The 13,140-nt window shown below is 43.0% G+C and carries 17 protein-coding genes and 1 pseudogene; 10 read left to right on the top strand and 8 right to left on the bottom strand.

What is annotated here, in order from left to right; genetic code table 11:
- The 3 genes from LC586_RS20290 to LC586_RS20280 all read left to right on the top strand — a co-directional run bounded on the left by LC586_RS20290 (window position 1) and on the right by LC586_RS20280 (window position 2,460).
- Window positions 1-1,755, top strand: coding sequence for an N-acetylmuramoyl-L-alanine amidase family protein (locus tag LC586_RS20290; protein WP_229486511.1), 1,755 nt, complete (start codon window positions 1-3; stop codon window positions 1,753-1,755).
- Window positions 1,756-1,961: 206 nt separating this feature from the next.
- Window positions 1,962-2,216, top strand: coding sequence for a DUF4258 domain-containing protein (locus tag LC586_RS20285; protein ID WP_229486510.1), 255 nt, complete (start codon window positions 1,962-1,964; stop codon window positions 2,214-2,216).
- A gap of 13 nt (window positions 2,217-2,229) precedes the next feature.
- A complete protein-coding gene (locus tag LC586_RS20280) occupies window positions 2,230-2,460 on the top strand; it encodes a DUF2283 domain-containing protein (RefSeq protein WP_229486509.1) in 231 nt (76 codons plus the stop codon).
- Here LC586_RS20280 and LC586_RS20275 read toward each other — a convergent pair.
- The 4 genes from LC586_RS20275 to LC586_RS20265 form a co-directional block, all read right to left on the bottom strand.
- Entirely contained in the window at window positions 2,436-2,990 is a 555-nt protein-coding gene (locus tag LC586_RS20275; protein WP_229486508.1) for a hypothetical protein, read from the bottom strand. The two genes, LC586_RS20280 and LC586_RS20275, sit on opposite strands and share 25 nt — an antisense overlap.
- Window positions 2,991-3,152: 162 nt before the next feature.
- Window positions 3,153-3,341: a hypothetical protein gene (locus LC586_RS20270; RefSeq protein WP_229486507.1), complete on the bottom strand. Its 189-nt coding sequence runs from the start codon at window positions 3,339-3,341 to the stop codon at window positions 3,153-3,155.
- 71 nt (window positions 3,342-3,412) lie between these two features.
- Window positions 3,413-3,541 (bottom strand): hypothetical protein, encoded by a 129-nt coding sequence (locus LC586_RS40745; RefSeq protein WP_267921704.1) that lies wholly within the window; start codon window positions 3,539-3,541, stop codon window positions 3,413-3,415.
- A gap of 96 nt (window positions 3,542-3,637) precedes the next feature.
- Complete coding sequence (locus LC586_RS20265; protein WP_229486506.1) at window positions 3,638-4,417, bottom strand: Uma2 family endonuclease; 780 nt, start codon at window positions 4,415-4,417, stop codon at window positions 3,638-3,640.
- 164 nt (window positions 4,418-4,581) lie between these two features.
- Here LC586_RS20265 and LC586_RS20260 point away from each other — a divergent pair, with 164 nt between their 5' ends.
- Window positions 4,582-4,959 (top strand): hypothetical protein, encoded by a 378-nt coding sequence (locus LC586_RS20260; RefSeq protein ID WP_229486505.1) that lies wholly within the window; start codon window positions 4,582-4,584, stop codon window positions 4,957-4,959.
- 14 nt (window positions 4,960-4,973) lie between these two features.
- Complete coding sequence (locus tag LC586_RS40740) at window positions 4,974-5,096, top strand: hypothetical protein (protein WP_267921703.1); 123 nt, start codon at window positions 4,974-4,976, stop codon at window positions 5,094-5,096.
- A 6-nt stretch (window positions 5,097-5,102) separates the two neighbouring features.
- Here LC586_RS40740 and LC586_RS20255 read toward each other — a convergent pair whose 3' ends face one another.
- A complete protein-coding gene (locus tag LC586_RS20255; protein WP_229486562.1) occupies window positions 5,103-5,699 on the bottom strand; it encodes a pentapeptide repeat-containing protein in 597 nt (198 codons plus the stop codon).
- 23 nt (window positions 5,700-5,722) lie between these two features.
- On the opposite strand from LC586_RS20255, the gene LC586_RS20250 reads away from it, so the two are divergent.
- Window positions 5,723-6,265, top strand: a complete 543-nt coding sequence (locus tag LC586_RS20250; RefSeq protein WP_229486504.1) for a YraN family protein — start codon at window positions 5,723-5,725, stop codon at window positions 6,263-6,265.
- A 70-nt stretch (window positions 6,266-6,335) separates the two neighbouring features.
- On the opposite strand, the gene LC586_RS20245 is transcribed toward LC586_RS20250, so the two are convergent.
- On the bottom strand, window positions 6,336-6,725 hold the full coding sequence (locus LC586_RS20245) for a hypothetical protein (protein WP_012412259.1): 390 nt from the start codon (window positions 6,723-6,725) through the stop codon (window positions 6,336-6,338).
- A gap of 272 nt (window positions 6,726-6,997) precedes the next feature.
- Between LC586_RS20245 and queA the strand changes: the two genes are divergently transcribed.
- Both queA and LC586_RS20235 read left to right on the top strand, forming a co-directional pair.
- Entirely contained in the window at window positions 6,998-8,248 is a 1,251-nt protein-coding gene (gene queA / locus LC586_RS20240; RefSeq protein ID WP_438822916.1) for a tRNA preQ1(34) S-adenosylmethionine ribosyltransferase-isomerase QueA, read from the top strand.
- Between the two features lie 72 nt (window positions 8,249-8,320).
- Window positions 8,321-8,773, top strand: a pseudogene (locus LC586_RS20235) (tetratricopeptide repeat protein); the annotation flags it as partial.
- 97 nt (window positions 8,774-8,870) lie between these two features.
- Here the strand turns inward: LC586_RS20235 and LC586_RS20230 are convergent.
- Window positions 8,871-9,566 (bottom strand): potassium channel family protein, encoded by a 696-nt coding sequence (locus LC586_RS20230; protein WP_229486503.1) that lies wholly within the window; start codon window positions 9,564-9,566, stop codon window positions 8,871-8,873.
- Window positions 9,567-9,790: 224 nt separating this feature from the next.
- Window positions 9,791-11,128 carry a TrkH family potassium uptake protein gene (locus tag LC586_RS20225; protein ID WP_229486502.1) on the bottom strand — a complete coding sequence of 446 codons (1,338 nt, stop codon included), beginning with the start codon at window positions 11,126-11,128 and terminating at the stop codon, window positions 9,791-9,793.
- Between the two features lie 276 nt (window positions 11,129-11,404).
- On the opposite strand from LC586_RS20225, the gene LC586_RS20220 reads away from it, so the two are divergent.
- Window positions 11,405-12,247, top strand: coding sequence for a methyltransferase domain-containing protein (locus LC586_RS20220; RefSeq protein WP_229486501.1), 843 nt, complete (start codon window positions 11,405-11,407; stop codon window positions 12,245-12,247).
- A gap of 803 nt (window positions 12,248-13,050) precedes the next feature.
- On the top strand, window positions 13,051-13,140 hold a 90-nt coding region (locus LC586_RS20215; RefSeq protein ID WP_229482905.1), incomplete at its 3' end, for a helix-turn-helix domain-containing protein.

The following is a 13,140-nucleotide window of genomic DNA, read 5'->3' as shown; positions in this document are numbered from 1 at the left end:
GTGAAAAACCTTTTAGGATTAGTAATATTAGGCTGTATTGTCACCTCCTCCGTAGCATTGGCAGAGCCATCTCTTATAGTCGTTTTTCCCCAAACAAGCTACCAGACGAGTGCCCAAAAAATCTTCTTTCTGGGGACTGCACCACCAGATGGTCAGGTTTTGATCAATAGTAAGCCAATTACCCGCAGCAAAGCTGGTCATTTTTCCCCTAGTTTCCCCTTGCAGTTGGGGGAGAATCTTTTTACTGTGCGTCACCAAAATCAAGAACTCCAGATTAAAGTGACAAGGCTTACCACTGATCCTGAGCTACCACAGGGGTTAGCCTTTGCTAAAGATTCCCTGACTCCCGCAGTTGACATTGCCAGACTACCGGGAGAGCTAATTTGTTTTAGTGCGATCGCACCCCCTAACGCTAGCGTATCTGTCAAGTTGGCTAATCAAATTATTGCCCTTCCACCCCAACCTCAACAGGCACAACTACCAAGTAATTTGGCAGCTCTGACAGGGCAAAATCAGCCTTATGCCCAGTCTAGCGTAGGCAATTATAAAGGTTGCACCACAGTAGCAACAGCCGCCGATCTGGGACAACCTCAGTTTCACCTGACGCTCAATGGCAAGAAGATAACTCAACCAGGGGCTGGTAAAATTCAAATCCTCTCAAGAGCAGAGTTGCCAGTTTCTGAGGTTACAGTAGAGTCAGGTGCTGCTCGCACTGGCCCAAGCACCGATTATTCTCGACTTACACCACTGCCCAAAGGCACACGCGCAACAGTAACAGGTAGGGAAGGTGAATGGTTGCGCCTAGACTATGGCGCTTGGATTAATAGTAAAGAAACGCGCATTTTACCTGGTGCAGTTCCGCCACAGACAATAATTCGCAGTGTCGGATACCGTCAACTCCCTGGTGCGACAGAGATAGTTTTCCCCTTACAAGTTCCCGTACCTGTGAGCGTGCAACAAAGTGAGGGTGCTTTCGCTCTCACTCTCTACAATACCACTGCCCAAACGGACATTATTCGACTGGATGATGACCCCCTAATTTCTCGCCTAGATTGGCAACAGGAGGCTCCAGAACAAGTAAAATACACCTTTAACCTCAAAAAAGCTCAACAGTGGGGATATAAGCTGAGATATGACGGTACAACCCTGGTTTTGGCTTTGCGTCATCCGCCGAAAATTGGGAACTCAAGACGCAAGCCTTTAGCTAATCTCAAGATTGTACTAGATCCTGGGCATGGCGGTAAAGAATCTGGTGCCAGTGGGCCAACTGGATATTTAGAAAAAGATGTGAATTTGGTGGTGTCGAAGTTGCTGCGGGATGAGTTGGTGAAGCGAGGAGCAACAGTGGTGATGACGCGGGAGGATGATAAGGAGGTTTCATTAGCAGAACGTCAGGCAATTATCAGTCAAGAAGAACCTGCGATCGCTATTTCGATACACCACAACTCCCTACCCGATGATGGCGATGCCGAAAAGACTAAGGGATTCGGCACTTTTTGGTATCAACCCCAAGCCCATAACCTCGCAATATTTTTACAGAACTATGTAGTCAAAAAACTCAGCAGACCTTATTATGGCGTGTTTTGGAACAACCTAGCGCTGACACGTCCGGCGGCTGCGCCATCAGTGTTGCTGGAATTGGGTTTTATGAGCAATCCCGATGAATTTGAGCAGATAGTGAACCCAAAGGAACAGAAGAAAACGGCAAATGCGATCGCTCAGGGAATTACTGAGTGGTTTAGGAGTGTGAGATAAATTTTGAGGTACAACACTAGTTCCTAATTGTATTTGGTGGAGTGCGATCGCCTCCGGTAGGGCGTAGCCCATCGCTGTTTTTTAGCTAGTTCCTGCTCAATGTTGTGATCAGTCTTTGTTCAAGCTTTTTGACTTTTATAGTCTACGACCATTTCTTAGCTTATGTCTTGTTACAGTGTTGACAGGAGCAAGTTCAAGTAAACTCTATGAAGCCAATTCGGTTTACGAAACACGCTTTATTGCAATGCATAGAGCGTGGTACAAATGAGCTAGAAGTAACTGAAGCAATTCTTAATGGCAATCAAAAGCAAGCCTTGCAAGGCAGACTTGAATATCGTTACGACTTTCAGTTCAATAGAGAATGGCAAGGGCGCTCCTATGCTATTAAACGAGTTTCGCCAATCATTGCCGAAAGCGAAACAGAGATTGTAGTGATTACTGTGTATACATTTTATTTTTGAGGAAAGCGACGCTATGAAAATTAGTTATGACCAAGAAACTGACTCACTTTATATTCGCCTAGTCGATGGACATCATGAATGTCGTACTTTACGCTTAAACGATGAAATAGCACTAAATATTGGTGCGGGTGAAGTTTTAGTTGGTGTAGAAATTCTTGATGCAAAAGAGGTTATTGGATCGGGTCAGTTGCCACAAGTTGTTTTAGAGAATATCCCATTTCAGATTGTATCAACGGCAGCTTGAAGCCATAGAAAGTCTAGTTTTGAAACATTAATTGCTTCTGCTTTGGTCAAAAACTCTAGATTTTTCTGATGTTCATAAATCAGTTCATTTTCAATTGCTTGTAATCTTTCTAATTCTTGTTGAGTTAAAGATTCATAATAGATTTTCACGGCCTGTTTATGGTCATCGAGGATTTTAAAAAACTCGTAAACCATCCCCGCAGTTCCAACGATAGCTAAAACTGGTGCTGCTGCGGTTAAAGCGATCGCAATTGGTGGACAAGCTGCTGCTACTGTTGTGGTTACAAACGCTGTCACACCCCCAACTGTGCCGCCTTTTACGGTATCTTTCAATGTTTTTATAGCGGCTTCTTGTGCAGAAATTTCACCCCGAACTACGCGCAGCGCGTTGGTTAGTAACGAAAATGGTGCTGTCGTCGCTACACCAATGGCTGCTCCCAGAGGCGCGGCTTTAACACCTGCCTTAACTGCACCTGTTAGGTTGTCAAAATGCCATTTAGCATCTAGTCTTATTTGCTCCTGCGAAGTCATGGGTTTATCGCCACGGGCTAAATTATCTTTGGCGTTTTCCCACTTGATATTTTTCGGATCATTTGAGCCGCCTTTGCTATGCGGTTTGATGTGACTAGCGTGCTTATCTGATAGGTCTTTTTGGGTATTAACATCAGTAGATTTGCCATCAATCCCTGCTCTTTAAGATGGAGGGATTTTATCTAACATTTCTTGGGCTTGCACTCTAGTTCTTATCGGATCACCAGGTCGAATCTCACCTTTATATAATCTACGGGCTGCACTTAAGGATAAATCCTGTAATTGGGCATGTTGAACATTAATCTTGGCAGCAGCGTTAAAAGCGGAATTACGCTCTTGTTCGTCAGACATGGGTAAACCAATTTAGTGTGATGTATTACCTTTCTTTGCTTCATACCAAAGTATGGTATTAGCTTATTTTCTTATGGTTCCCATTTGAACACAGATGCGATCGCCCCACTGCCAAACCCATAAAATGGAGCCATGCAGAAGATAGCAAAAACAGCCCTCAAGTTCTTGAAAGGTGCGTTGGCGTAGCCCGTCGTAGACATCGCTGATTTATCTACTACTGAAAAGCTGGTTGAAGTATGTGGTAAGCTTTTGCCTATGATTACTAAGTTTTTCGGCTTGCCATAACTTAGTAAATATTACTCTACATCTGGATCGATACCCATTGCCCTGAGCCGTTCTGCTAATTGTGCAGCTTTTCGTTCTGCTTGCTCGGCTCTTTGCCTTTGCAACTCGGCTTCTTCTTTACCAATCAGTAACAGATTTCCCTGTAAATCCCACCAGCGCAACCAAAATTGCTCAGGATTATTCAAGTAGTTTCCCTTCCATAACCCTAATTCTACTCCTAAAGGAGGAATTGGGTAGTGGCCTCGCTCATTAGACTGCATCTTGTGGTAAGAAAAATCTACCAGGTGATAAACTTCTAGTTTGTCATTACTACTTTCATAAATGGCATAGTAGGGAATTCGGATTATTCGCTCATATACCCAGAATTTACCTGGTTTTGCGCCTTCCCGACTACCAGTTAGAGGTAAAGGAGTGACATCTCGTTCTTCATCGCCATTACCACTAGCTAGTTCTATGGCAATCAATGGCGGTATGTATTCCCGCCACAAAACATAGGAGCGACGGTTTTTGCCGTCTAGCCTTGGTGGTACGCCAGGGACATAAAACCAATCCGGTGCTGCTGCTCCTTTTTCTGGTGGTTCAGTCTCTCGCCAGTAAATACCACAATCTTGACCAATGCAATACTGTCCATCTGGATGTAGGCTTTGCAAAACTTGAGCAATTGAATCTGTGAGAATGATCGTTTGGGGATGCTCTTGAAAATTTTTCACAAACGTACCATCAGACTCTGGTAGTTGAGTGTGATCGGGAAACTGAGGCGGTATGGCAATATCAGCAAGTGTTTCACTCATACTTTGACAAGTATTGCAGCTATTTATTTAGTGCTTTACGCTTCCCATAAGGTATTACTAACTAGTATAACACCTTGCTCCGTCTTGATTTCAGTGCTTTTACAGTGCCAGAACCGCTTTGATTGCGGGTAGAAATATATGAAATCTTGATATTTTTAAAGCGTATGTATTTTAAGATAAGCGGCATGGTGGGAGCGATCGCTATTTTATTGAGCAGTGGCAGTGTATTCGCTCAAGATGTAGAAAGATATATTACTGTAGGGCATGATAAATTGGGAAACAGCGTAGCTCTGGACACGGAAACTATTAAGGGCACGACATACAAGCTTTACGGGATCTACGGAGATGGCGTCTTCGAGACTACCTTCGATGCATCTTGCACAGAATCGCGGCTTTTTCGCAATCGCATTGCGATTTACGGGCCAGAAGGACAGCTACTTGAAGAGGATAAGGAAAAAGGAGAAATCCCTTTTGTAGCAAGTTCTTCACCAGGCAAAGGAATGAAAATTGTTTGTCAAAAGATTGGTGTTAGTGGTTGGTAGTTGCTCAATATTTTATGAGTAGGGAATGGGGAGTAGGGAATGGGGAATGGGGGGAAGAGGAGCAGGGGGAGCAGGGGAAGCAAGAGTGGAATAACCAATGCCCAATGCCCAATTCCCAATTCCCAATTCCCAGCTAGAAAATACTAAGGACAAAATAACGTGTCACGCGTATCTCGTCCTGTAATGGGATTAGTTCCCTTGGCAAGTTTGCACAATTTTTTTTGCTCATCGGAACGCAGCAGCGTATCGGTAAAATCTGCCCCGTCAATGATTGCGCCATCAAATCTGGCGTTAGCAGCAAAAGCACCCTCCAACAGTGCATTTGTCAAATTTGCTCTAACTAAACGAGCCGAGTCTAAAGTGGAATTTCTCAAGTCAGCTCCCTCCAAATTCACAGACTCCAAATTTGCTGCAAAGAAACTCACACCGTTCAAATTAGCGTGGCTGAAGTTGCTCTGGCGAAGATTAGCTTTGGTAAAGCTGGAATCTGTTAAATCACGTCCTGAGAAATCAGCGTCAACCAAAATTTCTTTATTATATTCAAGTGCTAAAGCTGTGGGAGCAAAACCGACGGTTGCCGTGATGCCAACTATTCCCCAAAGGAATAAGCTGAGTATACTTGCCCAAATCTTATGGTCTGTTTTACACTTGCGCCCCAACTCAGTACGGGATGAGTTTCGCTTAGAACCTGTTATGCGTAGGCGTAGCCCGCCGCAGGCATCGCTTAACCTAGAATTCATAGAATTCATGATATTTTTAGTCAATGGCTAACCTTCCTCCATCTCATTATCCAGATATTGGTCAATTAGGAGAAGACCTAGTAGCCCAATGGTTGCAATCTACAGGTTGGATTATTCTCCATCGTCGCTTTTCCAGTCGCTGGGGAGAAATCGATATAATCGCCCAACATGATGGACGAACTGGGGAAAAACTCCTTACTCAGCACGGACTAAACCATAGCTATCCGCTAACAGGAATCAGCACTCTCCACTCATTATTGGCATTTGTGGAAGTCAAAACCCGCAGTTCAGGTAGTTGGGATGCAGGGGGAAGAAGCGCAATCACCCCACAAAAGCAAGCAAAAATCTCGCGCACAGCTGGAATGTTTTTAGCCCAGTACCCTGAGAAGGCAGATTATTCTTGTCGATTTGATGTTGCTATTGTCTACTGTCAAAGGATATCAAAAAATCTGACTGTGGTTACAGCAACCCAGGAAGCTCTAGCTACTTCATCAGCTGCCGGATACAAGTTTAAGCTGCAAGAATACATTCTGGCAGCTTTCGACTCTTCAATTGATAATGGTTAATCGGTAATCGATAAAATATTTTGATTACCAATGACCAATAATTTTGTGGTGGCGTTAAAACCAAATAGGATTACGCCAAAGTTTCTGGACAATAGCCTAAGCCCCGGACAAATTGTTGCCGGAACGCCTCGATTTCGTCTCTCTCTGGGCTACCATGAGAAACGATCGCAACCTGATACCGACGCATCACGTCCACAGGGCATTGTCCGGCTTCCAAACTCCAAAGTGCCATTTGCACCCTCATTGGCGGTTCGTAGCTAATTCCTAATTCATTTAGAAAAGCGCGAAAGTCGCCATCTTCTTGGGGCGAGACTTGACCTTTGAGTTTGATCCTAACCACCCAGCCATCAATTTGATGAATTACGGTGACGAAAGAAACTGGTGTCTGGGGTCTAGCGTGCAGATGTTGAACGACCCTCAGGGTTAGACTGGCATTTGCCAGATAGTACAAGTATTCCATGTTTGTTGGTGCTTGGGATCAAAGCCAATCCTACATATATATATTCGTCAATCATTGCCTGTTCCCGGTAGGGTAAAAGCCCCCCTTTTTAGATGGGGAGGTTTACCCAATTTTTATGTTAATTTTTCCGTGTTACCTAATAGTACCCATCTTATAGTCAAGTGATGAAACTGAACGAAAATCCCTTAAAGTTCCTTTAGAAGGGAAAACTCAAACAAGCTTTTTTAAGAGAGTATAAATACTAAATAAACTAAAAACTGGTAGAAGCCAATTTGAAAGATACCTCTCGCCCACAAGAAAAAGATTTTGAATTAGATTGCTCGGTAGCTGGCTATGACTACGAACTACCTCCAGAATTCATTGCCCAAAACCCAGCAGTTCCTAGAGATAGCTCACGGTTACTCGTGGTTGATTCTCCAACTACAGGCATCGAAACAGCACCCTTGCACCACATTTTCCATGATTTGCCTGCACTGCTGCGCTCTGGTGATTTGTTGGTTATGAACAATACAAGAGTCATTCCAGCGCGACTTTATGGCCATAAATCCACTGGTGGTAAAATCCAGGTGTTGCTCTTAGAAGAACGGCAGTACAACTGTTGGTTAGCTTTAGTTAAGCCAGGAAAAAGCTTCAAACAGGGAACGAAGATTATTTTTGATGCAATGGGAGATGAGGGAGCAGGGGGAGATGAGGGAGCAGGGGGAGATGAGGGAGCAGGGGAAGTAAACTCCTCCTCATCCCCCTCATCCTCCTCATCCTCCTCATCCTCCTCATCCCCCTCATCCCCCTCATCCCCTCACCTCCTTATGGCTACGGTTCTAGAAACAGACGCAGCAACGGGGGGGCGTTTGTTACAATTTGATGTGCCAGAGGGAAAATCTTTGGTGCAACTGTTAGAGGTATTTGGTGAAATCCCGCTACCACCGTACATCACTACCTCGTCAGCTGCTGATGATCAGTATCAGACAGTTTATGCCAAACAACCAGGAGCGATCGCAGCTCCTACGGCAGGATTACACTTTACCCCAGAATTATTACAAAAGTTGCGCGATCGCAATATAAATCAAGCTTTTATAACGCTGCACGTTGGTGTAGGTACATTTCGCCCTGTGGAAGTGGAGGATGTAACTACCCACCAGATGCACGAAGAATGGATTGAAGTCCCCGCCGCTACAGTAGAGCAAATCCGCGCCACTAAAGCAGCTGGCGGTCGAATTATCGCTGTGGGAACAACGGCAGTACGGGCTTTAGAAGGGGCGGCTCAATCTGGGAATTTACAACCATTTTGCCAGAAAACAGACCTGTTTATTTATCCCGGCTACCAATGGCGGGTGGTGGATGGTTTAATTACTAATTTTCACCTGCCGCGTTCTAGTTTGCTGATGTTGGTAAGTGCGCTAATTGGCAGACAACGGTTATTGAATATATACAACGAAGCGATCGCTTTTGGATATCGCTTTTATTCATTCGGCGATGCAATGCTAATTTTGCCGTCAGCTGTGGGAGTTCTAAGTCAGGCGTGAGGGCAATAAGGTTCGCTGAAGTTTTAATCCATCCGTCCACTGGCATTATTTGTGGCTTTTCTAGAAATGTTCCTGGGGTTAGTGTTGCACCAACAAGGAGAAAAAGAGGCAGCTATTATAGCTTATCGCCAGAGTCTTGTGATAGATTCCACAAGGGTAGCAGCACTGTATAATCTGGGTTTGGCGCTGTATGAACAAGGACAGCTTGAGGATGCGATCGCAACATACCAAAAAGCAATTAATTTAGATAGCAGCAATGCCAACGCTTATTTTAACTTAGCGATCGCCTTGCAACAACAAGGTCAAATAGAGCCTGCGATCGGCACTTATCGCCAAGCCTTGCTGCTAGATCCTAAAAATGCCACAGCCTACAACAATATGGCAAATTTGCTAGCAATTCATGGTCAACCTTCTGAGGCTATTTCTGTTTATCGGCAAGCTATTCGCCTAAATCCTAAAAATGCCTCAGCTTACTATAACTTGGGAGTCAGTTTATATAATCAGGGATCCGCCAGTCGTCAGAATTCAGAATCAATTCTGGCGACTGGCGCTTTTATTTTCTTTGATAGTTAATAACTCTAACTCCTAACTCCTAACTCCTAACTCTCAACTCCTAACTTTTTTAAATCGGCAAACGATTGATATCTTTGTTGCAGCCAATAACTACCATTGCTGAACCACGCTCTAAACGCTTGGTGGGGTCAGGATTAATTATAAATTTACCATCCTGGCTCACTGCTAGCAAATTTAAACCGTAGCGGTTACGAAGTTGAAGCTCAGTGATTGTTTTGTCGTGAAATTCATCAGGCACAATCAACTCTACAATACTGTTATCTGGGTCTAGGTCAAACCGATCTAAGATTGCTGGTTTAGTAAGGGTACGCGCTAAGGCACAACCCGCTTCATACTCAGGAAAAACAACATGATCTGCTCCTACTCGCTGCAACAGTTTACGGTGAACTTCACTAGAAGCTTTGGCAACGACGTGGGGTACACCAGCCTCTTTCACATTTAGGGTAGTTATGATGCTTTCTTGAACGTAGTTGCCAATCGCTACAATTACAGTATCAAATTCAAAAATTCCAGCTTCTTTGAGTGCGGCTGGTTCTGTAGAGTCTAGTTGCAAAGCATGACCAACTATTCCCTCAGTTAATGCTTCTGAAACTCGTTTTTCATCAATATCTGTTGCTAGCACTTGATAGCCAAAATTGTGCAGTGTGGAACAGACAGACCTACCAAAGCGACCTAACCCAATTACAGCAAATTGCTGGTTATCTTTACGTAAACTGCGAAAAAAACTTAATGATGACAAATTCACCGTTGTTATCCTTATTATGACTCCCTGTATTTAGGGCAAAAAACGCTCATACCGCTTGAATTAAAAATTTTATTTTTTGCCTTCAAATGTATATTTTATCAGTTTAGTTGTTAGTCATTAGTCATTGGTCATTGGTCATTAGTTATTCTCCCCCTGCCTCCCCTGCCTCCCCTGCTCCCTCATCCCCTACTCCCTACTCCCTACTCCCTACTCCCTATCCCTAACTATCCCACGAGTAAATTTTCTTCAGGATAGTGAATTCTGGTGGGGCGGGGGTCTCCTAGTATAGCGGACATCAGTAGTAAAACACCTACTCTTCCAACGTACATAGTGACAATTAAGATGAGCTTTGCTGTTGTAGAGATAGTTCCTGTAATCCCTGTAGAAAGCCCTACAGTAGCGAAGGCTGATACCACTTCAAACAAAATTTTAATAAAATCTAATGTTGGATCTGTGAGGCTTATTAAAATCGTAGCTAAAATCACGGTCGCTACTGAACCCACCAACACACCCACAGCTTTTAAAATTAAAGATATTGCTATTTTGCGATCATATAATAAAACTTCTTCTTTCCCCTGGAGGATAGCTTTGGTACAACTGGTCAAGACTCTCAAAGTAGTTGTTTTCATGCCTCCTCCCGTACCACCTGGACTTGCACCAAGAAACATTAGTGCAATCGTAATAAATAGGCCAGCAGTGGTCATTTTGCCAATATCGATGGTGTTAAAACCAGCAGTTCTAGGAGTAACTGATTGAAACCAAGCTACTAATATCTGGTCGCGTAAATTTAGAGAACCAAATGTTTCCGGATTTCTGATTTCTATACAGAATAAAGCAACGAATCCTATTAGTAATAATATAACAGTTGTGCTGGTTGCAACTTTAAAGTCTAGAGAAAATATTTGGTTTTTAATAGATTGTTTGAAAATATGATCGCGGAACCAAAGGTACATTTCCAAAATTACTTGATAGCCAATTCCCCCAAAGATAATTAGTATTGTAATGGTGAAGACTACTAAGAAGGATGACTGATACCCAATTAAGTTATCTTTAAATAAACTAAAACCAGCATTATTCCAAGCATTGATACTATGAAAAATTGCTAACCAAAGTCCCTTACTCCATCCATATTCAGGAACGAAAGCTGGTAGAAGTAAAAATACACCTGTAATTTCAAAAATTAAAGTGGTGGCAATAATTGAACGGATTACTTGGGCGCTACCACTCATCCCCGGTCGGTCTAAAGCTTGTTGAATGGCTATTTTTTGCCGCATATCAAACCTACGACCAATGAGCAAAATCAGAAATGTGGTAGTTGTCATGTAGCCCAAACCGCCAATCTGAGCTAATAGCGCAATAAACAACTGACCCCAAAAGGAAAAATAAGTACCAGGATCAACTACTGATAAACCTGTGACACAAACTGCGGATGTGGATGTGAATAGCGCCACAATCAGGTCATTCCAAGTACCATTGCTAGTCGAGAAAGGCATCATCAACAGAATAGTACCTACAGCGATGACAGCTAGAAAACCCAAACAAATTGTGCGAGCAACAGTCATAATTAATTCGTAATTCGTAATTCGTAATTCGTAATTCAGAAAGTTAGATTTAATCTAGGTTTATATCTTTTGTATATGTACGCTTTTTTTCGAGGATTGGTATAAATTGGAGTAAGAACAGTTGATTAAGGTAAAACTGATAAATTTTTACCAAAAGGATACATTACGGTTGATCTTCTCTAGAAACAAAAATACCCTTATTTAATTAAAAACACACATGGTAGCCTATGTGTATGTTTTTTTTTAATTCGGCTTTGTCTTAACACAGCTTTTTTCATGAGCGCAACACTTTACCAGCAAATTCAGCAATTTTACGATGCTTCCTCTGGTCTGTGGGAACAGATTTGGGGCGAACACATGCACCACGGCTATTACGGTGCTGATGGTACCCAGAAAAAAGACCGCCGTCAGGCTCAAATTGATTTAATCGAAGAACTGCTGAATTGGGCAGGGGTACAAGCAGCTGACAATATTCTAGATGTGGGTTGTGGCATCGGCGGCAGTTCTTTATACCTCGCACAAAAGTTTAATGCTAAGGCTACAGGGATTACACTGAGTCCTGTACAAGCCGCCAGAGCAACGGAACGCGCAATGGAAGCTAATTTGAGCCTAAGAACACAGTTCCAAGTCGCAAATGCTCAAGCAATGCCCTTTGCTGACGATTCTTTTGACTTGGTTTGGTCGCTAGAAAGCGGTGAACACATGCCAGATAAAACCAAGTTTCTCCAGGAGTGCTATCGAGTATTGAAGCCTGGTGGCAAGTTAATTATGGTGACTTGGTGTCATCGACCAACTGATGAGTCTCCACTAACGGCGGATGAGGAAAAGCATTTACAAGATATTTATCGGGTGTATTGTTTGCCTTATGTGATTTCTTTGCCAGAGTACGAAGCGATCGCACATCAACTACCATTACATAATATCCGCACCGCCGATTGGTCAACTGCTGTTGCCCCCTTTTGGAACGTGGTGATTGATTCGGCATTCACTCCCCAAGCGTTTTGGGGCTTACTAAATGCTGGTTGGACTACTATCCAAGGGGCATTATCACTGGGATTAATGCGTCGCGGTTATCAGCGTGGGTTAATTCGGTTTGGCTTATTGTGCGGCAATAAGTAGGTGGGCGTAAATAATTATTGTTGGGATAAGGCAGTTCATGCTGGGGGAAAAAGGGTTTGAGCCATGCTGTAGGGGCACAGCAATGCTGTGCCCTTACGAAAGATATGGTTTTTAACCTTATCCATATTTGGCATTTCTTGTCAATGCGTAATACCATTTCACTTTAATAATGATACAAATACGTTATTAAGGGCTTGTCTTTGCCATGCCCCAACAATAAATCTGACTTTTCACGGGAAGTCCTCAAGCCCATAAAAAGCGTAGTTTTTTCCACAGGCTAATTCTCAATAACTCTGATTTAATGAGAATAGACAACAGAGAAATAAGGGCTTGGGAAACCATCAAAATGACCTTTTCCACATACCGTGAAAAGTCAGAACAATAAATCTATACGTATCAAGGTTTTCGTGAATTGGTATAAGTCCTAGCTTTTTGCTTTCTCATTGTGATATTTGAGCAAGTAAAAAGGCATATTGCTTTCTCATTTCAGTAGATTCAGCAAGCAAAAAGGCATATTGCTTTCTCAAACCCCAGTTTGCTTTCTCATTTCAGTAGATTCAGCAAGCAAAAAGGCATATTGCTTTCTCAAACCCCAGTTTGCTTTCTCATTTCAGTAGATTCAGCAAGCAAAAAGGCATATTGCTTTCTCAAACCCCAGTTTGCTCTTTCTCATTTCGGTAGATCACGCACTAATTTTAGTGTTTTGGGCAAGCAAACGGCACTTTGCTTTCTCATCAGAAAATGTGGGTGGAAACCCCGTGCTTCCAGCACGGCTTTACAAAATTTGTGGTAAAATGTGAAATATGGAACAAGCTTTCCGCTACCGTTTTTATCCGACACCCGAACAGGAATCCCTGTTGAGGAGAACTTTGGGATGTGTGCGTTTGGTGTAT

This window comes from Nostoc favosum CHAB5714, assembly GCF_020829495.1.
Taxonomy (GTDB): domain Bacteria; phylum Cyanobacteriota; class Cyanobacteriia; order Cyanobacteriales; family Nostocaceae; genus Nostoc; species Nostoc favosum.
This window is presented reverse-complemented; position numbering and strand designations above follow the sequence as displayed.